Origin of the sequence: uncultured Nitrosomonas sp., from assembly GCF_902826915.1 — a bacterium.
GTDB lineage: Bacteria > Pseudomonadota > Gammaproteobacteria > Burkholderiales > Nitrosomonadaceae > Nitrosomonas.
Genome location: NZ_CADEGP010000004.1, coordinates 26143 through 48753 on the forward strand (window position 1 = coordinate 26143; position 22611 = coordinate 48753).

Annotated in this window: 20 protein-coding genes; 4 read left to right on the top strand and 16 right to left on the bottom strand. The window is 45.4% G+C overall.

The window, feature by feature from the left end; translation table 11 throughout:
- Positions 1 to 42 precede the first annotated feature (42 nt).
- From QZV86_RS01250 to QZV86_RS01275, 6 genes are all read right to left on the bottom strand, one after another.
- Positions 43 to 2754 carry a DUF3570 domain-containing protein gene (locus QZV86_RS01250; protein WP_295623467.1) on the bottom strand — a complete coding sequence of 904 codons (2712 nt, stop codon included), beginning with the start codon at positions 2752 to 2754 and terminating at the stop codon, positions 43 to 45.
- Between the two features lie 41 nt (positions 2755 to 2795).
- Entirely contained in the window at positions 2796 to 3065 is a 270-nt protein-coding gene (locus QZV86_RS01255) for a DUF4266 domain-containing protein (protein WP_295623468.1), read from the bottom strand.
- Between the two features lie 6 nt (positions 3066 to 3071).
- Entirely contained in the window at positions 3072 to 3572 is a 501-nt protein-coding gene (locus QZV86_RS01260; RefSeq protein ID WP_295623469.1) for a TlpA disulfide reductase family protein, read from the bottom strand.
- Positions 3573 to 3624: 52 nt separating this feature from the next.
- On the bottom strand, positions 3625 to 4083 hold the full coding sequence (locus QZV86_RS01265; RefSeq protein WP_295623470.1) for a hypothetical protein: 459 nt from the start codon (positions 4081 to 4083) through the stop codon (positions 3625 to 3627).
- 129 nt (positions 4084 to 4212) lie between these two features.
- The gene (locus QZV86_RS01270; protein ID WP_295623471.1) at positions 4213 to 4962 is read right to left on the bottom strand and encodes a hypothetical protein; all 750 of its coding nucleotides are present in this window, start codon (positions 4960 to 4962) and stop codon (positions 4213 to 4215) included.
- A 507-nt stretch (positions 4963 to 5469) separates the two neighbouring features.
- Positions 5470 to 5709 carry a hypothetical protein gene (locus QZV86_RS01275; RefSeq protein WP_295623472.1) on the bottom strand — a complete coding sequence of 80 codons (240 nt, stop codon included), beginning with the start codon at positions 5707 to 5709 and terminating at the stop codon, positions 5470 to 5472.
- 445 nt (positions 5710 to 6154) lie between these two features.
- On the opposite strand from QZV86_RS01275, the gene QZV86_RS01280 reads away from it, so the two are divergent.
- Positions 6155 to 7807, top strand: a complete 1653-nt coding sequence (locus tag QZV86_RS01280; RefSeq protein ID WP_295623473.1) for an alginate export family protein — start codon at positions 6155 to 6157, stop codon at positions 7805 to 7807.
- Between the two features lie 51 nt (positions 7808 to 7858).
- Here the strand turns inward: QZV86_RS01280 and QZV86_RS01285 are convergent, their stop codons facing one another.
- The 7 genes from QZV86_RS01285 to queD form a co-directional block, all read right to left on the bottom strand.
- Positions 7859 to 8140: a hypothetical protein gene (locus QZV86_RS01285; protein WP_295623474.1), complete on the bottom strand. Its 282-nt coding sequence runs from the start codon at positions 8138 to 8140 to the stop codon at positions 7859 to 7861.
- Between the two features lie 163 nt (positions 8141 to 8303).
- On the bottom strand, positions 8304 to 10679 hold the full coding sequence (locus QZV86_RS01290) for a fatty acid cis/trans isomerase (protein WP_295623475.1): 2376 nt from the start codon (positions 10677 to 10679) through the stop codon (positions 8304 to 8306).
- A 240-nt stretch (positions 10680 to 10919) separates the two neighbouring features.
- Positions 10920 to 12035 carry an alanine dehydrogenase gene (gene ald, locus QZV86_RS01295; protein ID WP_295623476.1) on the bottom strand — a complete coding sequence of 372 codons (1116 nt, stop codon included), beginning with the start codon at positions 12033 to 12035 and terminating at the stop codon, positions 10920 to 10922.
- Positions 12036 to 12056: 21 nt separating this feature from the next.
- Positions 12057 to 12797 (bottom strand): SDR family oxidoreductase, encoded by a 741-nt coding sequence (locus tag QZV86_RS01300; RefSeq protein ID WP_295623477.1) that lies wholly within the window; start codon positions 12795 to 12797, stop codon positions 12057 to 12059.
- Positions 12798 to 12834: 37 nt separating this feature from the next.
- Positions 12835 to 13485 (bottom strand): ankyrin repeat domain-containing protein, encoded by a 651-nt coding sequence (locus QZV86_RS01305; RefSeq protein ID WP_295623478.1) that lies wholly within the window; start codon positions 13483 to 13485, stop codon positions 12835 to 12837.
- A complete protein-coding gene (locus tag QZV86_RS01310; RefSeq protein ID WP_295623479.1) occupies positions 13469 to 14251 on the bottom strand; it encodes a TatD family hydrolase in 783 nt (260 codons plus the stop codon). Before QZV86_RS01310 ends, QZV86_RS01305 begins: the two co-directional genes overlap by 17 nt.
- Before the next feature lie 18 nt (positions 14252 to 14269).
- Positions 14270 to 14719 (bottom strand): 6-carboxytetrahydropterin synthase QueD, encoded by a 450-nt coding sequence (gene queD, locus QZV86_RS01315; RefSeq protein WP_295623480.1) that lies wholly within the window; start codon positions 14717 to 14719, stop codon positions 14270 to 14272.
- Between the two features lie 66 nt (positions 14720 to 14785).
- Between queD and QZV86_RS01320 the strand changes: the two genes are divergently transcribed.
- Both QZV86_RS01320 and QZV86_RS01325 read left to right on the top strand, forming a co-directional pair.
- The gene (locus tag QZV86_RS01320; protein ID WP_295623481.1) at positions 14786 to 15625 is read left to right on the top strand and encodes a radical SAM protein; all 840 of its coding nucleotides are present in this window, start codon (positions 14786 to 14788) and stop codon (positions 15623 to 15625) included.
- A gap of 299 nt (positions 15626 to 15924) precedes the next feature.
- On the top strand, positions 15925 to 17622 hold the full coding sequence (locus QZV86_RS01325; protein WP_295623482.1) for an alginate export family protein: 1698 nt from the start codon (positions 15925 to 15927) through the stop codon (positions 17620 to 17622).
- 76 nt (positions 17623 to 17698) lie between these two features.
- Here the strand turns inward: QZV86_RS01325 and QZV86_RS01330 are convergent, their stop codons facing one another.
- On the bottom strand, positions 17699 to 18625 hold the full coding sequence (locus QZV86_RS01330) for a hypothetical protein (protein ID WP_295623483.1): 927 nt from the start codon (positions 18623 to 18625) through the stop codon (positions 17699 to 17701).
- Positions 18626 to 18814: 189 nt separating this feature from the next.
- Positions 18815 to 19720, bottom strand: a complete 906-nt coding sequence (locus tag QZV86_RS01335; protein ID WP_295623484.1) for an alpha/beta hydrolase — start codon at positions 19718 to 19720, stop codon at positions 18815 to 18817.
- A 267-nt stretch (positions 19721 to 19987) separates the two neighbouring features.
- Between QZV86_RS01335 and lpxK the strand changes: the two genes are divergently transcribed.
- A complete protein-coding gene (gene lpxK / locus QZV86_RS01340) occupies positions 19988 to 21001 on the top strand; it encodes a tetraacyldisaccharide 4'-kinase (protein ID WP_295623485.1) in 1014 nt (337 codons plus the stop codon).
- A 130-nt stretch (positions 21002 to 21131) separates the two neighbouring features.
- On the opposite strand, the gene QZV86_RS01345 is transcribed toward lpxK, so the two are convergent.
- On the bottom strand, positions 21132 to 22607 hold the full coding sequence (locus QZV86_RS01345; protein ID WP_295623486.1) for a glutamate synthase subunit beta: 1476 nt from the start codon (positions 22605 to 22607) through the stop codon (positions 21132 to 21134).
- Positions 22608 to 22611: the final 4 nt, after the last annotated feature.

Here is a 22611-nt window from a genome sequence, read left to right on the forward strand (position 1 = left end):
AATCACACGCCAATGAATTATTATTTGAATGACTCAACTCGTTTAAAACTGATAACTCCAGGTCGCCGACAGCATGCCCTGCCGATTAAGCTGATATCCGTTTAAATCGTTCCTGACCGGTTGCAACCATTCGACTCCGAGTCGGTGTCCGGCAAAACGCCCGCGAGGAATCTGCGCATTGACACCGAACCCCATATCAAAAAATTGCCCGCCATAATTGGATGGAAAATCCATCGGGCCGATGCGCGCGTTGAATTGATTAAAATCCCGATGTATCGCATCTTGCCATGTGTATGCACCACGTACTGTGGCAGTCAGCCATTGTGTCAAATCGTAGCCGCCCCAGGTTGTCGCCTGAAACTGGTCTCCCAAGCGATAGCCTGATTTATTCTGTGCTTCTAAACGCTTGATACCGCTCAATTGCGTACCCCACGACCAACGACTATGTTCACCCGCATAAGTCAGACTCGGGGTAAAATCCCAGGTGCCGCTACCCAGCTGCATGCCAAAGTGGATCAATCCGCCGTCAATCTGAGCAATGCGGCGCAGTTTGATATCCACCTTTCCAGTCGGCGCACTGAAACCAAGATTCGCGTGCACACGGTGGCCTGGAATATCCAGCAATTTGATTAGCGAAGAAAAATAAGTATCGCCAACGGCACCGGTTTCATGTCCGGACACCCCCGTATGTTCATGCACGCCTGGTGTAGGGGGTGGAGCTCCGCTCAATCTGCGCAAATCCATATCCATATCCATGAATGTCGGCATCAACATGACATTGAGCCAACGAGTCGGAGCATACATGAGATCAACCATGTGCATGCGCATATCCATGAATGTCGGCGTAAACCGGCAAGGTTCGCTGCTGCAACCCTGATCAACTATCATTTGATCACTCACCTTATGCGTACCATGCATCATAGAACCACCGGTCCACTGATACATAAATCGATATCCAGCCATGAAATCCCCCGGTTTGTCGAGCATGTGGCCAAACATGACCCCTGCGGGAGGCAAGGCATGATGATGCTGCGAAGCATGCGCGTGCGATGTGGAAGAACCGCCAGCCCCCCCCATCGGCAGGGAAGTCGTCGAATCAATATCAAACTTTATCGCCGCATTCGCCACATAGTAATCGAAATCAGCAAAACTGTTATTCCCGCCACTGCCGATCTGCATCGAGCTAGCACGGGTATAGTATTCAAAACCGGCTTCCAGCGCGACGCCTTTGCCGAGCATTTTACTCAATACCACACCACCGCTGAGTGCGCCAAATCCGGCTAGGCGATGATCACTAGAGAAATTATCAGGCAATTTTCCAGCGTCATAAGATATTGTTTTCTCCCGAGCGCCTACTGCAAACCCATCCACTGAATTGCCATTCTGATCCACCAAATCAAATAATGAGTCGCCGAAATACTGTTTCGTTGGATTATTAGTATCAATCCAGACCTTCCGTCCCAAACTATCGATTTCCTGCTTGCTGAACGCCTGTTGAGAAAACAAATAGGGGCGATAGAAACTGGCAGAATCCTGCGAGTAATAGCGAATTCGGGGTGTCAAGGTCCACCCACTGCCAATCGGTTGCACCCAGCTCGCATCGAACGTATGCGTATTCACACCCCAATCGTCGACCGATAACCGGTAACCCAAATGCATCGCCGCATTGAACGAATTAATATATTGAATGTATTTGGCATTTAAAGCGACTTGATTGCGAATATTCGGGCGCTGTTCGAGCAATGCGCGTACATCCCCCTCAATTAAACTATTATTTAATTTATCCGGATCAATGAAAATGACCGAGGTTGCCTTATAAGGATTTTCCAGGAAACCAGAACTATGCGTATAACCGATATTGGCGTCGATCAATGCATTTTTGTTCAAAACCTGCGTTAATCCAATATTCGAGACCCAATCTTGCCGTTCCCCTCGCAATATCTCCGAGCCACCTCGTCTTACAATCTGCTGTTCATACGCCGTTTTGGTGATATAGGGCGATGAATCATGATCAAGAATCGCGCCAATTTTACTGGACGTATAACCCCCACCCCATTTAACGCTGGTCAGTTTCTGATTGAAATCCAGCCGGCCACCGATAGAGCCAAAGCTCGATTGATAATCTCTTTCCCGGGAAAATCCCCCCCCGACATTGATCGCTGCTTCATTCCATTCATGACTCAAACCAAAATTTGCCTGGCGGCGTGTTTCCGGTGAAGCAGATGACATGACTAATACCGATCGGGTATCAACACCGCCATTTAATTGTTTTGTAATGGGATCGCGCCCGATTGGATTTAAATCCTGGTCTAAAAGTACTTTACTGTTGAGAATTGGAGAAGCGCCGACCACTTCTCCAAACGCAGTTCGCACGCGATTACCGCCAGTGGTAGCCAACGGTGTAATAGTGACCGGTGTTGCACCGGACCAGGTATCCTGGGTGTATCCAAACGTGAATTTGGTACGATCGTTGAGCGAAAAAACCCCGCTGCCGTGTAAAACATCTGCTGAAATGGGTTTTAAATTATTCGGTGCACCAAATAGATTGCGCTCACCTTCCTGGTAGCGGCTATATTGGAAATTGACTCGATCTTGTCCTGCGGCAGACCCCGGCGTCATTAATAAACCGGGCAAAACCAAGGCTGCGGAAGTCAGTGCTTGGAGTGCATTCCTTGATTTTTCTGAAGGTGCTAATTTCGTGTTGGAGCATGGCCGAATCCCACGTTGACGTTGAGGCTTACTGTTTCGGTGCAAATTGTGTTTACCTCAATAGCCATTCCGGGAAGGATCTGGCTTTAATAACAGCCACACCCCCCACCACCAGAAGAAGATTTATGACTGGGCGCCGCCTCCCGGCTGCTATAGTTGTGGGACTGGATCTCGCTTTGCAGAGGATAAGGATCGACTTCCATTTGTGTTTTTGCCAGATTACCGCGTTCCCAGGGCGCCACGCTCACGCAACCCGTCAAAACAATACACAACACTGCCAGTATAAAATAGCTCACAATTATAACGTGATTATTTCGTTTAATCATCAGAGTCGTAAATACTGCAAATCTCGACACTTAGTGTTACTCCTGCAATAGTTGCGTAATCAAAGCACGCAATTCTTCTGATTCACCTGAACGAAATCCCTGATGAATGTGACGAACGTTACCACTGCGATCAATCAAATAGGACGTTGGCATCGCCATTAACTCAAATTCTTTGGCACATTGTTTACTGGGATCAGCCACGATCGAAAAGTCCACTGGATTTTTCGCAAGAAATTCTTGCGCATCGGCCACTTTCTCATCCAGGTTAATACCAACCACATGCAAACCTTTATCCTTCAAGTCCTGGTCCAACTGATTCAAAAAAGGGAAAGATTTTATACACGGCGGACACCATGAGGCCCAAAAATCCATGTATACCACTTTGCCTTTTAATTCTTGCAAATCATAAGTCGGATCTCCATCCAACGTAGTCAAACGACACGAAGCTGATGCTTGATCCAAATGCTCCGCAAAAGACGGATTTGCAAACATGATTAACAACGCAATAGCAAAATAAAAGAATTTAATTTTTTTCATAGCAAACACCTTGATGAGCCAATAACACTATGACACAAACAAGTAATAGTCATTACTGAAATTGATTAACCCTAATATCCGTGCCTGTATGAGCATTATCGACTGTCATACAATGATATGACACAATAAACGAACGTGGGCCCGGACCCGTTTTATTCACAAGCAAAAGATATACACCCTCTCCGCCAGCCACACTGACTTCGGGACTAAAGGCTCCATCGCCAGAAACGGGATCAGTCGTACTGATTGCATTGGCCCCTTTAATAATCTGTAAATTCACTAATAAATTTGCTTGTGACTGCGAAGTATCTTGAACACTGGCAACCAAACGATGGGCAGGTCCATTTCCATCATTAAAGCAGGTAACTTGCGCATACCCAGTAAAACTTGCGATATTACCCTCAGGGTCCATAGTAGCCCCGGCATCATGCGCATGACTCACAGAAGCCAAGCAAAGTACAGCCAAAGTAAAAATAGTTGTTGCTGTTTTTTGTGAAAATAGTTGTGGCATGGTCTTACCTCATTAAAAGCTTATATCACCCAAATACATCATATCTTCTAGTACATTTGATGAGCCGATCACGGGCGCTCTTTATGCGCCTGCGATCATTTTTCTTTTCAAGCGTAAATGAAGCTTGAATTATTGCGGCCAAACCTGATTGCCATTAAAAATAATCGGCATATCGCGGTTAATTTGTGCTGCTGAAGGCTTTACTTCAACAACCTGACCTGTTCCTCCACAAGATTCCGGCAAAGGATTGGTTTCTTCATTACGCATAATAGTCAGTGATGCAGGACCATCATCAGTAGTGCTAACACGATCGTAAGCGGTACCGAGATTGTTTGGTGTCCATAAATTTACTGTATTTTCATTAAAACCGGAAGCGGGTGTAATTTCGCAAATATCCGCAATCGATATATAGAATTTCACACTCGATGCGCAAGAGGCTGGCTCGATAAGCGCTGCACTGGTTCTAAAAGGAATAAAACCAGCCATATGATGCGGCAAAGAGTCGCCACCGCCGGCCCAGAAACCGGAGGCGTTTCCATTGGCATCCAATTTCTCATCTTGAAAGGTAAAAACTGCCTTGCTATATATCTTTGTATTTAGATTTCCCCAATTTTGTACAAACTCAGTCAGTTCACCGGTGTGCGGCTGACCATCAACCGTGATGGTTGAATCCACGCCATCAGGAAACACCACGCTGGTACCCATGACATTGATTTCCCCACAACCATGACCGATTACTACATTATTGGTTATGCGGACACCTTCAGAGACTTCGGGCACTTCCAAGCGTGTATGTGCTAACGCGTTATGTCCAATCGTAGCTATTACAGCAGCAATTACTGAACCTGATATAAATTTAATTTTGTTATGATTTGTCATTTCACTTCCCTTTTAGTTAATTCAGATAACTCTGATATTCTATTATTTCCTGATTGTTGCAACTGGGTGCAAGTCTCATCTTAAGCTTCTAGAGTTTTGAAACCGCAGGTTCAATATCATATCCACTGCATACTAAATACATTCGCCTTTACTCTATCTGCTTACCTGATTATCCAATCTCCAGCCATCAATTTCAATGCGACAAATTGTCGCACCTGGCAATCGCAGCTCTCGAAAGACCAGCCTGAATCATGCTTTTGTTTGAATTTTAGAGAGATGCGACAATTTGTCACATTGATTTTGCAGGCAGAGAAATCTAATATGGATTGTAGATTGAGTTTGATTGCTGAGTTGCTCAGTATGCTGCTATAAGCGTCTTGCTTGATTTATTTCGTGGTTCCCTCCCTTCACCTCCGGCTGATGCCGGAGGTTATTTTCTGATTTCCCAAATACACGCTTTACAGTCTGATTTTTTATTTTTTGATAATGAGTACTTCATCCACAATGTCATTTTCGTCGTACTGAACATGAAATGTCATATCGTCTAAAGGTGATTTCGATTGGCGTACCAACAAGCTCCCAAAGGTCCAGCGTTGCAACATTGGCAGCACCATGCGGAAACGCTCTACTCGCTTTAGTGCCGGTACTATACCCCTGTACAAACTTAAAAATTTCAATCTGCTTGCCGTCTTTATATTCACTGATCACCGGCGCACCAAACTCCGAGATCAATTGGGTTCTTGTCATGCCCTCCTTTAATAGATCAATGTTTTTTTTCCCGGTTGTTTAGCCGCCATAAAAACAGAGCATCCAGAAATCGCCACTATCCAAATAAGCCATTGCATTGCCAGCAACAATCTTCTCTTTAGTACCAACACATTTATCACTAATAAAATCATGATTCTTATATTGTCTCGCTGGTTAATTATCACTATAAAATGCCGCTATCCAAATCGGAAAAATAACGAACACAATATAAATTTTACATATATGTTTTTATTATAAAAGAATAATAAAATACTATTTCTCTTTATATCAAAAAATTGCTATCTTTCGCCTCTATCAATTTTAAAGCTGTTCAATGTAGCTCAAATTATGCAGTTCAAGTAATCAACTGAGCATCATTTACTTTAAGAAATATAAATTTTAATGATCGCACCGTATTACAGAGCAATTCATGCAGGAGAATAAAGTGAAGTTTATTTGGTTTTTCTTACACATCGTGGCATTGAGTACATTTACCGAACCCATTCAGGCGACTTCAAACAATCCATCATCGACTGCAAGCAAATCAAGTGTTGTGCGAATTGTTCAGGCAAGTGCTGCGGATTTAAAGACGGTTGCTGGTGAATCGATCGATCACTCAAAGTCATTGCCAGCCATCGTGCCAGAAACAAAGCTGGATGTCGGCAAGCAACTCACCAGTTATCATCGACGATCCGATAGCTATGCGACCAATCCGGAATCAGACCCACCACGCTATGTACGCCGCTTAAGCGATATCGGCATCCCGGCTTTTAATGATTTAACTTGGCTCGATGTCGGCTTAGAGCACCGCACACGTTATGAATGGCGTAATAATGACCTTCGGCGTATCGAAGGAGGAGAAGACAATCCGATATTTCTGCGTCACCGAGCATGGATAGGCATTCGAGATATTTTAGATCCGTTTCGATTTGCGGTAGAGTTTCAGGATTCTCGGGTCGTTAACAATAAACATGCCATCACGGATCAGGAAAGAAATGAGTATGATCTGCTCAACGCCTATGGCGAGTTGTATTTCAAAAAGGGGCTTGGGGTCGATGATCGAAATCAGGATCGACCGATTCGTTTTCGCGTGGGCCGGATGGCCTATGAAACAATCGATCGGCGTTTTATTGCGCGCAATGAATGGCGCAATACCACCAATACATTTGAAGGCTTTCGCTTAAATCTGGGACGCGATGTCAATGACTGGGAGCTTGATCTATTTGGTCTGCAACCCGTTAGGCGCCTGCAAACAAAATTTGATGTAGCCAATGATCACTTATGGTTCTTTGGCGCTATCGGCCACTGGCGCAAATGGTCTGACATCATCACCATACAGCCGTATTATATGGGCCAGAAACAAACGGCTAACCCAAATGGCTTTACCGCCACCAATCGGTTAGATCGGGAAATTCATATGCCGGGGTTCCGTGCGTATGGCAAGGTGGGCAATCTATTCGATTTTGATGTGAGCTATAACCACCAGTTCGGATATAGCGGCCCACTGCGACAAGATGCACAAGGGTATACTGTCGAAGCAGGGCGAACTTATGAACATCCATGGAAGCCTCGCCTGACGGCCTTCTATGGCTACGCCAGCGGCGATCGTGACCCTAATGACGGAGTGGACAATCGTTTCGACCGTTTCTTTGGATTTGCGCGACCTTGGTCAGCCGATCACTATTTTGTTTATGAAAACCTTAAGGCTCCCAAAATTCGGTTTGATCTTCAACCGATGCAAAAAATAGGATTTGAACTCACATATGGATGGTATTTTTTAGCCAGCAAGCGCGATCGCATGTTCGACATTCTGGATGGCAACATCAGCAATACCCTCCAAGATCCTGGATTCAATCGTGACCGAACTGGGCAAAGCGGAGATTTTGCCGGCCATTCACTGGAAGGACGCGTACGTTACCAAGTGACACCCAAAATCACCGCTGTTCTCGGTTACACGCATTTCACCGCTGAAAATTATGTAAAAAACCGTATCGCAGCCAGTCCATCCTGCGCAAGTGGCAACATACACCCTTGCGTTGACCATCGCTCGGGCAATACCGACTTCTTGTATTTCGAAGTATTGATCAGCTTGCTATAAATCGCTCCGGAAATCGTTCAGATCCGGACACTTTCAAGCCAGAATCTAGAATTAGGTAAAAATCAACTTATCTGAGAATTCTCTGTGAGCAATGCTTTCCAGATATTTTCTGGCCCTTTCACCCACGCCCGCACCATGTTGCAAATAGGATTGCGCGGCTAGCTTGGGTGAATAATTACTCACCACATAACCTTGATCTTTAATATCTGTTGAAGAAAGTGAAGTCACCGCCAATTTGCCCTTACCTAACTTAATCACAAGCAATTTCTTCCCGCTTGTAGCAACGATTAATGCCGTATTTCGATGTTGATTGATAATAACAGTAGGTTGCATAGCAATGAAAAACCTCAGAGTGATGAGTGATTAATACCAAACCAAAATATGCAGCAACAAATTACTTCATCCGCTATTTCTAACTTTGCTCGCCTCACACTGAAGGCTTCACGAGATACGGACTACCGCATATAGCGATTCATCGAATCCAATCATCTTCATGCTAGAAATTTTCATAGCGGTTAATGTCAAATATACCCGCTATCAGAGGTTCCCTCTCGCTCTGCCAGGCAGTAAAGTCATGCAGAGTTTCCCAGAATTGCGGATGGGTACGTCGCACACCCCATGTTTCTACGATATGCTCAAAATGTTCCATCTTCTCAGCATTACCGAGCAATGACGCAAATTCCTCGATTTGAGCCGCAGGCACATCAAAAATGAAATTAGGGTAACTTCCAGTGATACCCGGGTAAATCGTCAGTTGGTCTTTCTCAGGCTGATATCTTGATTTCTCTCCCAGGATAAAAGCAACATTACTATGTGCACGGTCTCGCAGCAACGTATATACAGTGCGCTCATTTTTCTCGTTCTTGACACGTATAAATGTCACATCCGGCAACTGCTTGATACCGCTCAAGTCAGCTGCAGGCCGTGCTGCAATGGTAGATAAAGCGGCATCCGCATTTTGTACCCACTGTGGTTCATCGGGTCGACTGCACTTTGTGCTTTGACAACGATTCAGCGGATCGAATGACATAGCATTAACCGATTGAAAACGCTTTAGAATTCTAGTAGCCAACTCTTGCTTCGGATTTCCTGTAGTAAAAATTTCTGCTGACGGCGATTTATCGTCTATTTTTTCGTAAACAATTCCGAATTTCAATCTACCTAAATCCTGATACCAATCATGCAAAATGGTTTCACGTTGACCGGCAGGCATCAAGCGCATGAAGTTATGTTCTGAACCATTGCGTATCAGATCGAAATAAAGCCGGGTTAATAGCTGATGCGCAACATTACCGAATACATCGAAATTAACCACAAGCTCATAGTAAGTTCGCTCAAACAATGGATAATCAATTAACCAAAGCGTCTGCGGAATATCACCAACAAGTCCCTCGACTACCGAGGCGCTATTATGGTGGCGAAAAATGGTCAACAGCGCATTCTGATTGTTACCATCGCCATCCCAGATATGCGCGAGTGAAGCGCCTTGCCGTTGCTGTGACACATACTGACTCTGCCGCAATGTCAGATAATCGTTATGTCGCTTAAGATAATGCAACCAGTTCTCCCCCATTGCGAGGAGGTCATCGTTTTGTCCGGGCATTCCCAATAAAGGAATGACTTTACGCTGATAAGAAGCATCGGTTACAAAAAGATCGGATTTCGGGTCCTGAAACAATGTCCAGAAATGATCGCGTATCACATCGGTAGCAATCTGGCCACGGCAAACCGGGCCATGGATGAAAGTACGCACGAAATATTCCGCATTATCCAGCATGAACTGATAACGAGCATAAGCCGGAATATCAGCGAAAGTCACAAATGGATTGGCGCGTTCTGTATAGCTATAGCCTGGCAAATCACCCATGGGCCAGGATTTATTAAAAAAAAGCGCGTCGATGCGCTGTCGTTTCGCCTGATCAAACGGATAAGGAATACGTCGTTTGTGCACGATGCTACCCGCGATCGGACGCAGACGGTAAAAAAACGGCCCCATGGGATCGTCATTCGGATTGACTGTGGCTATGGGCTCGATGTCTTCGCCGGATGGGGTCGATGAGCGCAATAACTCAAAGAAACGGGGTTTTCCGTCCAGTTCGGGGAAGTACAGGGACGCTACAAATAGATGCTCGAACAACCAGCGCGCCACAAGCTTGTTGCGTTTACCAGGCTGATTGAAAAACGATTCCCATTCCTCAATTGCCTGAATTTCACTATTTGTAAGCGTGATGAATTCATCTGGAATCACCGCGCCTTGCTTAACCCATCCGGCTAAAAGAGAATATTCCAGGTCGCTAAGACCGGTTACCGCAAATGGCATGCCACTCAGCGGGTAATCGTGCGCATAATCTGCAAATTTCTCACTCGAGACACACTGGTTCTTGCGGCCAATGCCCAGCTCAAGCGAATCCGGCAATTTGCTGTTGGGTGGAAATGGATACTGCTTTCCCAACGAAATCATGTCTGCTATCAAAGCGTTCGACTGTTTATTCTCGGCTTGCAGAACCGAATAAAAGCCGCGTTCTCGCCAACCGGAAATTGTCTGCTCATCGATGCCCAGCCGAGTGGGTTGCATTGCCTCAGTGCGTGCCCCACCATAGATTGATTCGCGAAAAGCGCCACGCAACAATCCTGCCGAGCCTTCTAAATTAAGTTGGCACGGCGCATCGTAACAACTGTGGCATGTCAGGCACTTGGTCTCGAGTATCGGTCGGATTTCTTTAATATAGGAAACTGGATTTTCGGCAGGCGCAGGCAAAGCAACTTTAACCGGCGCAGGCGTGCTGTTGAGCAGTGTAATATCGCTATTTTGACAAGCTGCCAATAAAAAAAACAAACTTATGAAATACATCCATGGACGAAACATCCACATTAAAAACCTCATATCTTGAATTAATCGAAGAAATCATAATTTATTGCATTGTTTATAATGCTTATAAACAAGAACTTATAACACCCACATGTCGGAATCCCAGTTATGTGACGATCTTAACAGGTCGTTGAAAAAACTATTCGCATTGCCGCTGCGGTGTTAAAAACAGGTTAAAAATGCTCATTTATTAGGTATAAATGCGCTATGAATTGGATGTTCAGTAGCCGGATATCGTCAGTCTTAATTCAACACATCCATTGCAGGCGTGTAATCCAACCTTAGATCGCGCGCCACTGCTTCATGCGTCAATCGACCCTGGCAAACATTCAAACCATTGCGCAAATGCGAATCATCCATCAGTGCCTTGCGGTAGCCTTTATTGGCAAGCGCCAGCACAAACGGTAATGTCGCATTATTCAATGCAAAAGTGGAAGTCCTTGCAACTGCTCCCGGCATGTTGGAAACGCAGTAATGCACCACACCATCGACTGTAAAAATAGGATTGGCCAGTGTAGTGGGTTTGGAAGTTTCAAAACAACCACCTTGATCAATCGCGACGTCAACCAATACAGCACCACGATTCATGCGCTTAACCATTGCGCGCGTCACCAGTTTGGGCGCTGCTCCTCCCGGAAGCAACACCGCACCGATAACCAGATCAGCACTTGAAACATGCTCTTCCAGTGCATCCACGGTTGAGAAGACAGTATTGATTCTGGAACCATACTGAAAATCCAGTTGCTGCAAACGACGAATCGATTTATCCAGCACTGTAACATGCGCCTCCACACCCATGGCGATACGTGCAGCATTGGTACCCACCACACCACCACCAATGACCACGACACGCGCAGCAGGTACGCCGGACACCCCTCCGAGCAGCATGCCTCGACCGCCCTGATCCAGTTCCAGCGCATGGGCTCCCGCCTGAATCGCCATGCGTCCAGCCACTTCACTCATAGGCGCCAACAGCGGTAAGCCGCCGAAGCTATCGGTGACGGTTTCGTAAGCAATGGCGATACAACCAGAATTCATCAATCCTTGGGTTTGCACTGGATCGGGCGCCAGATGCAGGTAGGTAAATAATACCTGTCCTTGGCGCAGCAACGAAACCTCAGCAGATTGCGGCTCCTTGACCTTGACGATCAAATCCGCTTTGGCATAGATCTCCTGCGGTGTCTCCATAATCACCGCACCTGCACTCTGATACGTGTCATCGTCCAAATCAATTTGTAGTCCGGCGTTCTTTTGTACCATGACCTGATGGCCATGGGCAACCAGTTCGCGTACCGCTGTCGGAGTCAGCCCTACACGGGATTCATGAATTTTAATTTCCTTAGGCACGCCGATACGCATTTGATTCTCCGATCCTATCTGTTAAATAATTCCGCCATTGACAGCAATATTTTGTCCAGTAACCCAGCGTGCTTCATCGCTAACTAGAAACGATACCACTTGGGCAATATCATCCGTTACACCGATTCGCCCTAATGCTGCCATTTCGGACATGCGTTCTATATCTGCTGCGGTTTTCCCGGTGCGAAATAACTCCGTATCGACAGGGCCCGGTGAAACAATATTGGCGGTGATACCACGCTTTCCCACCTCGCGTGCAAAAATACGCGTCAATTGCTCCACAGCGGCTTTGGTCGCGGCATATGCGCCGTATTTAGGCAGCATCAAGCGCGTCACGGTACTGGATATAGTCACAACGCGCCCATAATCTGCCAGCTTTGCAGTCGCCTCACGCAAAGTATAAAAAACACTCTTGAAATTGATATCGACGATGCGCTCAAATTCATCGTTGCGGATTTCGGAAATTTCCTTAAACAGCAGGATTCCGGCGTTATTGACGAGGATATCGATCTGGTTAAACTGTCCAACAGTTGTGGTGAAAAGTTTTTGCACCGCGACCGGGTCACTGACATCGGCTTGCACCGCCATACACTCGCCACCCGCATTGACAATGGCTGCACAGACTGTGTCCGCAGCCACCTTGTTCTCTACATAATTAATAACGACTTTTGCGCCTGCCTGAGCGAGCGTAAGCGCAATTTGCGCACCTATCCCTCGTGCAGAGCCCGTGACAATGGCAACTTTTCCCTGTAAGGATAGCATCGTAAATTTTTACCAGGATACAATACGCATAGCTGATTTACTTGGATTCGCCATAGTTTTTAAGGAATTTCACGATACTCTGATGGTTTTGTTTTTCAGCCCAAGACATGGCATTGTCGCCATGCTCATTTTTAATCGTTAAATCTGCACCATTTTCCAATAGCAAGGAAACCGCATTCAAATGATCGTCTCTCACTGCCATCATCAAAGCAGTTGTTCCATTATCCGTGGTCGAATTAATATCAGCACCGCCACTCAGTAACAAGCGAATAATCTCTGGATGCCCGCCGGATGCGGCATAAATTAATGGATTCCACCCGCTGTGATTAATTTCCGCCCCCTTGATATAGAGCTGTTTTACCATTTCGGTTTGACCATGATAGCTAGCCAGCATGATCGCTGTTTCGCCATGACCATTTCGAATATCCAATTTAGCGCCTGCCTCAATTAAGATTTCCGCAAGCTTCAGATTTTTGTTTTTTGCGGCAATCATCAATGGCGTGTAGCCTTCGATATCAGGGATATCGGGATTAGCGCCTTTGTTAAGTAATCTCGAGACTTCGAATAAATTGCCTTTTTCAATGGCCCAGATTAAATCTTTCTGAACCCCGGCAGAAACCGTCAGCGACCAACTCAAAAGTACGATTGCGACTAAAACCAGGCTATGTGATCTAAGTAGATAAGTCATTTCGGGGAATTTTAAATAAGTTAAAAAAATTATTGGTTGTTGCGACAGCAATATCACCTAACTCCACTGTGCGTAGACGCGCGATTTCTTCCGCCACATGCCGCACAAACGCAGGCTGATTTTGCTTACCACGAAATGGCACCGGAGCGAGATAAGGCGAATCGGTTTCAATCAGCATTCTATCTAACTGAATGCGCTTGGCAACTTCTTTTAATGCAACTGCGTTTTTAAATGTCACGATACCTGAAAATGAAATGTAAAAATTCATCGCAATCGCTTGCTCGGCGACTTCCCAGCTTTCGGTAAAACAGTGCATCACGCCACCCACTTGGCTAGCACCCTCCTCCCGCATAATGCGTAAAGTATCTGCAGCCGCAGAACGCGTATGAATGATCAATGGTTTATTTGCTTCCAATGCAGCACGAATATGCTGGCGAAATCGCTCTCGCTGCCATTCCAAATTTCCTTGCAGGCGAAAATAATCTAAACCGGTTTCACCAATGGCAATGACTTTGGGATGATTGGCCAGCCTTGCCAATTCATGCGCTTGTGGTTCAATCTGATCTTCATAATCAGGATGCACGCCCACTGAAGCAAACAAATTGTGATGTGCTTCTGCCAATGCGCGCACCCGTGGAAAATCAGGCAAATTGACGCTGACACATAACGCATGCGTGACCTGATTCTTCTGCATATTAACTAACAGTTGGTCAAGGTCTTTAGCAAGATCGGGAAAATCCAGATGACAATGTGAATCTATAAACATAGCAATAAAATTTAAAAGTTACCGTACGCTGCGCACTGCATCGGCCCAACAATTGGGTGTTTCAAACAAACGCACTTGCTCTAATTGCAGATGGTTGCCATAGCTATCCTGGTAAGCACCATCCAAAATATTAAACGCAATAAGAGCCAGATTCTCCGCAGTAGGCTGAACATCCAGCACAACCGTTTTATGATCTTCAATTGATTGTAAAAAATGCAAAACTTGCTTATCCCCGGAATAAACCAGAAATGCATGATCCCAGTGATCCACCAAAACGGTCTTTGCAATTTGCTTCACTTCGGAAAAATCCATGACCATGCCTTGCTGTGCTACGCCTTCGTCAGCGATAATGTTACCCGACAAGGTAATTTCAATACAATAGCGGTGTCCGTGCAAATGCCGACACTGGCTGTTATGCGTTGAAATGCGGTGGCCCGCGTCAAATTCCAGCCTGCGTGTGATTAGCATACGTACAATTTTGCTCGCGTTAAATAAATAAATGAGATTGTAACATTGCAACTAGAGCCTAACTTATTGAATACGACTAACCACAGCCGCGACAGTGCCGGGCTCACTTATGTTTATCCGGTCATATCGCGGCGTGCCGGCGGTGTCTCGATCGGAATTAACCTGAATCCTAATAATGCCTGCAATTGGCGTTGTGTGTATTGCCAGGTGCCGGAACTTAAACGCGGTTCTGCACCGCACATTGATCTGAATAAATTGGAAATTGAATTGCGATCATTCTTGCACGATTTGATCCATGGTGATTTCATGCGCAAACAGGTGCCGCCGGAAGCTAGAAACATTCACGACATCGCTTTGTCTGGTAATGGTGAACCCACCAGTGCAAAAGAATTTGATCAAGTTATTGAATTGATTGGTCGTGTCAAAAAAGACTTTGCATTACCGGCAGATTTAAAAACCGTATTAATCACCAATGGCAGCTTAATTTATCGACCTACTGTGCAAGCAGGTCTGAAGCAGATGGCTGAATTGAATGGCGAAGTCTGGTTCAAATTCGATCGCGCATTGGCAAAAGAAAGACTCTATATCAACAACACATCGATCAGTCTGAGAAAAATTAATGATCATTTGCGGATAGCCACTGCTTTGTGCCCCACCTGGCTGCAAACCTGTGTTTTTCAAATCAACGCCATGCCTCCTACAGAAGAAGAAATAGTCGCTTACTTAAGCTTTTTGCAACAACTGATTAATAATGGAATTCCGCTCCAAGGCGTTTTGTTGTACGGCATAGCACGCCCGTCGCTACAACCTGAAGCGGCACAGCTATCAACAGTAGAGGAATCCTGGTTAGCAGCTTATGCCAGAAGAATTGAAGCGCTTGGCATAACGGTAAAAATTAATTCGTAGCATCACCATTCGAATTTTCTATTGTCATCATAAATTTATCGCTATGTGTAGCTGATTTACAACAGAATGAAGTTTCTTGATATTAATCAAGACTTACATTTTATATAATTGATATTAATGTAAAACATTAAGAATTACCCAAGTTGGAATTTATAAAGAGGTTATATCCAGACTTTAAGAAAAAAGCTTATCGCTTATAATGGCAGCCCGGATCATTCAAGAAAAATAGCACCCTGCCAGCAACAATGTTTATCCTCTGTAATAAATATCGTATTAATCCTAATAACAGGAGTTTCGTAATGAATTCATCGCGTGTGTTTTCTTTTTCAGCAAAACCTTCCGCTGAGTTAAGAATACATTGGATAAAAAAGATACAGCATAAATTATTCAATATAGGCTTTAGCATTGCTGCTATGTATTTAGTTTCTCAGGCTTACGCAACAAGCCCAGCTCCAGCAAACACCAATACCGGCGCACCGACAAGTTCAGCTTCCGCCGCAGCACCGCAAGCTGCAACGGATCAATTCGACATGTCGAAGGTACCCCCGGTCAGCCCAGCGGCACGCCCCGGCTTATTTATGTTACCTCCCACGGGTCCTGGTTATTTTTCACTGTGGGATTTAATCACGGGTAATAAACGCGAGAAACCACCTGTTGCGCCTTACGCACCGTTTGCGCTATTAACTACGCCGGCATATGACATTGACTTTCGTTATCTGGATAACCCAGACCATGAAAAAGATCTTTTTGATCCAGTCAAAAGAATCCATTTAGCCAGTGATTGGCTGTTGTCCTTTGGTGGTAACTTCTGGTATCGCTACATTCACGAAACAGACAGTCGCTTGAATGCAGAAGGCATCAATAACGATTTTCACATGCTACGCACGCGCTTCCATGCAGACTTATGGTATCGCGATCGAGTACGCTTATTTGCAGAATTACTTGACTCTCGTGCTTTTGGTTCTGAGCTGCCTCCATTGGTAACGGATCGAAATCATGCTGACATTTTAAATATGTTTGCCGACATCAAGCTGGCCAATATTAATAATGGTCCGGCGTACATTCGTGTTGGTCGACAAGAGCTCATGTACGGCTCACAAAGACTGATCTCCACGCTGGATTGGGTTAATACGCGCCGAACATTCCAAGGCGTGAAAACTTTTTGGCGTACTGCAGAATGGGATGTCGATGCTTTCTGGACGCGTCCGATGGTAATCGAGAAAGGTAATGTCGATAATTGGGATACACAACAAAACTTTTTTGGCTTGTGGGCAACAAATAAAACGCGACCTGGGCACTTAATCGATCTTTATTTTCTGAGCTTAATCAATGACCGCAATCTTGCAGCCACTAATGTGCTCGCTGGAAATATTCTGCAAGGCAATGCTGATACGCATACGATAGGTGGTCGCTTGGCTGGAAATTATGACAATTTCTTGTATGAACTGGAAGGCATGTATCAGTTCGGCCAGCGATCCAACCTCGACGTTTCCGCTTTTGCCGTTGCAACGGGCCTTGGCTATCGTTTACCGTTACCGATGAATCCGCAAGGCTGGATACGTTATGATTTCGCATCCGGCGATAGCAATTCCAAAGATGGCCGAAGCAATACCTTCAATCAATTGTTTCCTTTCGGTCACTACTACCTAGGCTTCTTGGATCGCATAGGGCGCCAAAATATGCATGACATCAACGCACAGTTTACTATGCAACCAATGCCCTGGATAACATTCATCACGCAATATCATCGTTTCTATTTGGCTAATAATCGCGATTTTTTATATAACGCTGCTGGTCAAGCAACCTTGCAGGATGTCACGGGTCAGTCAGGCAGTCATATCGGAGATGAACTTGATTTCCGCTTAAATCTTCATGTGAATCGCCACCAGGATGTTTTAGTGGGTTATTCAAAAATGTGGCGTGGTGAATTCCTAGATAAGCAAAGACCGGGAATCTCTCCTGATCTTTTCTATGTTCAATATAACATCCGTTTCTAGGCTTCATCAAATCTACACAACCACCGGATAATGCCGGTGGTTTTTCCTGCCGCAGATATCGATAGCGACCAACAACTTAAGATTCATGTGTATTGCTGTCCTGCCACCAATCCGCAATAATTTTTCCTGCTGCGGGATTTACCAGATAACCATACGAACGGTGGCAATTCAACCCCTCATTATTTCGGTAAAAATTATAAATTCCATTACGGTGATCTTTGATGGACTCAATAATTCTCATCGCGCGCATCGGCGCAAAGTCATCAGCAAGCGCCTGGTCAAGCGCCGTAATATCTCCGACGGAAGATATATTTTCCCAATGTCGGATATTGCTTGGATATCGCTTTCCCCCGGTTTGGTTATTACCTGTTAACCGGCGCTGTACATAATTCATACCCAATGGACTACCCATCGTTAGAAATAAGTCAATTCTGCCGGGCAAACACTCTAAATGCGACAGCTCCCATAAAGTGTCGTAGGCAATCACAGAGCCCAGGCTATGACCAATCAATAGCACTTTGTCAGTGTTTGCCAGCATCGGGCGCAGTTCTTGTTTCAATAATTCACGAATCTCGGAAGCAATATTATTGTTATTTTGAAAATAGCGATTAGTTTCTAATGCGGCTGATCGCAAGGGTTCGTGTATCAAGCGCAGAAAGCAAGGAAGATAATCTACGATGTTATACAAAGCGCGGTCCAGCTTGCGATGCCATGCATCCGCTTCGCGAATATCCTGTTCTGTAGGACCGTGTTGATTGATTAATGCATCAATCCATTCAAGTTCACTATTAATATCTTTATTTAGATGATAGTAAGGATAATTCCAAGCAACCAGCCTAAAACTTTCCGGGTGCAAACCCAGGTCTGCGGCTATTTCCGGCTCAGCACGGCGAACACCTTCAAGAAGGACACGCCATAGCAACTTTTTGTGCTGATTGGCTGGTGGTTTGGGATTTTTTCCAGGGATGAAAATAATCTGTCGTTGGTTCATTCCATCAGTCATGTTGAATCATCACCGTATGCAATAAGAGCCATGATCTGTTGACAATCTCATATAAGCATTTAATGAATCAATACCCGGTCATAGAATACAAGTGGAGAAGGTACTCCCATAATCCAGATTGCGAACAAGAAAACGAGTAAAATCACTATTGGCAAAGGCTACCACGCATAAAAAGCTACCTAGCTAAACTCAACAAGCAGACTCATTCAAAATAAAATCCCGCACAATTTTAATCTGGTTATCATCCATCAGCATCGGAGAATGACCGATACCGGGTAATTCAACTACCTTAGCCTTTGCTCCACGCACTTGCATTTGCGCGGCCGTCTCGGATGACAAAATATCGGAATTCATTCCGCGTAATACCAAAATAGGAACATTGAGTTGATCCCATTGCGCCCACAAATCAATATCTGTGATTTCGTGTGTTTTAAAACTTATTGCAATCCTTGGGTCGTAGCGAAAGCCGTAAGAACCATCGGGGTATTCACGAGCACTATGAATCGCCATATGCTCCCATTGCTTGTCAGTTAAGGGGCCAAAAGAAACTGAAATCAATTTCATGTAATTTTTAAATTCCTCAAAATTAGCAAAACGAGGATCTTTGCCAACATAATCGGCTATTCTTTTCAGTGCTACCGCTGAAATTAAAGGACCCAGATCACTTATCACTAGCCTGTTAATTGGGATTGGTAAATTTGGTTGTAGCGCCATCACCATACCAATCAGCCCACCCATAGAAATACCCACCCAATCCAGCACTATCGGTGCAGTAGTGTATTGAGATCTGAGATGATTCAGTAGCGAGATCGCATCCGCAAGATACAACGGGTAATATTCATAACCCTGCGCTTCCTGCAGCCAATCACTCTGACCACGGCCCACAACATCAACACAAACCACCCGGCAATCCGCTTGAAGCGCACGCGCCAGATAATCGAAATCACGGCAATTACGCGTCAGTCCATGAACACAAATCACAATATGTGGATTGTTACGATCACCCCAGTCAGTGTATGCAATATGATGGGGTTGTTTTGGCTTATCGTCGGCTGACAGGGTTGGAACGAGTAATCGATTTATAGGTATTTTCATGGGCTTATTATGCTATCTTTTCATTTTTAGAAAATTATTACATTATCTGTTATAAGATACAGTAAGGAAGATTTTAAACAACTGTCTCAGTCATCAATGTAAACAAGTATCTAACAAGTTATTACAGCAAGTTATTCATGATCCGCTAGATTTCATCACAATTTTTATTGCCTGTTGAATATAGGTCGTGTAAAAGCTATCACGCAGCATCTGATCGCCTTCTCAATTCCCAAGCGGCCCTAAATAAATATTGGATAGAAGTAAATTATGAAATTATCTGATCTCTATTGGCATCGTATCACACCCCTGCATTTTCTATTGTGGCCAATCAGTGTCCTATATGGTTATTTCCTGACACTGAAAAAACTGTGTTATTGGCTGGATATTTTTCCTTCGGTTAAATTACCTGTCACTGTCATTATGACTGATAGTATCAGTGTTGATGACGGCAGCAAAACGCCCTTGTTGCTTTGGCTAGTGGATTGCTTGATAGCCCAAGGTTATCAGCCGGGAATTATAGCGCGCGACAACTCCGATAATCCCGATTTACCACGTGAAATAACTGCTGATAGTGATCCGCATAGTATCGATGGAAAAACATTTTTATTAGCCCATCACTGCCAAGCATCCTGTCCGGTGTGGATTGGCAACAATAGAGTAGCCACCGCCCAGGCACTACTAAGTGCCTACCCTGGATGTAATATCATCATCTGTAATAATGGAATACAACATTATCGACTTGAACGCGATATAGAAATCATAGTCGTTGATTTCAGTGAACATAGTTTTGGCAATGGGCTTTTAGTGCCTGCAGGGCCGCTACGTATCAATCTCAACCAGTTAAGAAAATCCGATATCATCGTGACAAATGGAGTACCAAACCATCATCTAGACATCAGCAGGTGGGGTAAAACCTATAATATGCAGCTGACAAATGAGATGGTCTATAACGTGCTTAATCCAGAAATTCAGCAATCCATTTCCAGCTTTAAAAATAAGCAATTACATGTTGTAGCCGACGCTGATAACTCTCGTTGGTGCTTTGATTTCATACAAAAAATGAACCTCAATGCAGAATTCCATTCCTATGCGGAAAATCATCGGTTTAACCAGCAGGAAATTGATTTCACAGAAGCTGATGCTGTTCTCATGCCGGAAGAAAATGCGCTACAGTGCAAAAAATTTGCTAGTGACAGACTCTGGGCTTTGCCAAAAAGAGCCTGGATTAATAGCGAATTACAAGCGATTTTACTAAAAAAACTTAAAAATAAACCTGATTAGTTACTTGCCTCAGAAACTCTCAATATACTGAGTGGAAGAGGATGACGTATGCTTATTTCGCATGGATAAACACCTTGTGCCAGAGTGGTACGGTATTTCGACGCTCTTCCTACGCTTATCCAGCATCTGCTCAAAATAACTGCATCTTCGGCAAATCGCTCCGTTGCATGAGGAACTCATCCACCCCTCGCGCCGCCTGTCTTCCCTCGCTGATTGCCCAGACCACCAGTGACTGCCCACGGTGCATGTCGCCAGCCGCAAAGACGCCGGGAATGTTGGACATGTAGTTTTGATCGACCAATACGTTCCCGCGCTGATCGAGTTTCAGACCAAGTTCTGAGATCGGTCCTTCTGATTCGGGGCTGAGAAAGCCCAGGGCCAACAGACACAGGTCGCAGTCGAGCGTGAATTCGCTACCGGAAATTTCCTTCATCTTCACTGGACGAGAGCCTTGCATTTCCCATTCCAGATGGATGCCGTGGAGTTTTTTGACGACGCCATTCTCGCCAGAGAAGGATTGAGTGTTGATGGCGAAGTTGCGGATATCGTGCCCGATGGGGGCGGCAGCTTCTTCGTGGGCAGAGCTGATACGATAGATCATAGGCCAGCAGGGCCAGGGCATGTCCTGCGGTCGACTAGCGGGCGGCTTGGGAAGAAGCTCGAATTGCTGGACCGACTTGCATCCCTGCCGGATGGCGGTACCGAGGCAGTCGGCCCCGGTATCGCCGCCGCCGAGAATGATCACATGCTTACCCTTGGCGCTGATGAATTCCTCCTCTGAGACGTGGTCACCAAGGTTGATCTTGTTCTGCATTGGCAGATAGCTCATGGCCAGATGGATGCCATTCAGATCGCGGCCGGGGATGTTAATATCACGTGCTTTGGTTGATCCGCCGCAGAGAACGATCGCATCAAAATCGCGGCGTAGGTCGTTGACCTTGACGTTGAAACCGACGTTGGAGCTGGTGACAAAATTGATTCCCTCGGCCCTCATCAAATCCACGCGGCGATTGACAATATGCTTTTCGAGCTTGAAGTTGGGAATGCCGTACATGAGCAGCCCGCCAATCCGGTCAGCGCGCTCGAATACCGTCACCAGATGCCCCGCCTTGTTGAGTTGGGCAGCACATCCGAGTCCGGACGGACCGGAGCCGACGACAGCGATTTTTTTGCCCGTCCGCGTGGCTGGCGGGCAGGGCTTAATCCATCCCTCCTTAAACGCGTGATCAACGATATTCTGTTCTATCGATTTGATTGTGACTGGTTGCTCATTGATTCCCAGCACACATGCCTCTTCGCATGGTGCAGGGCAGATGCGCCCAGTAAATTCAGGGAAGTTATTAGTTTTGTGCAGCATCTCGATGGCATCATGCCATTGCCCTTTGTAGATCAGATCGTTCCACTCTGGAATGATGTTCCCCAGTGGGCAGCCACCGGGGCCATGGCAGAACGGAATCCCGCAATCCATGCAGCGGGCGCCCTGGAGCTCGAGTTTCTCCTCAGCAATATCGAAATAGACCTCATTCCAGTCGAGAATACGCGACTCAACCGGTCGGCGTATCGCCGTTTCACGCTTGAATTCCCTGAAACCAGTGGGTTTTCCCATTGTT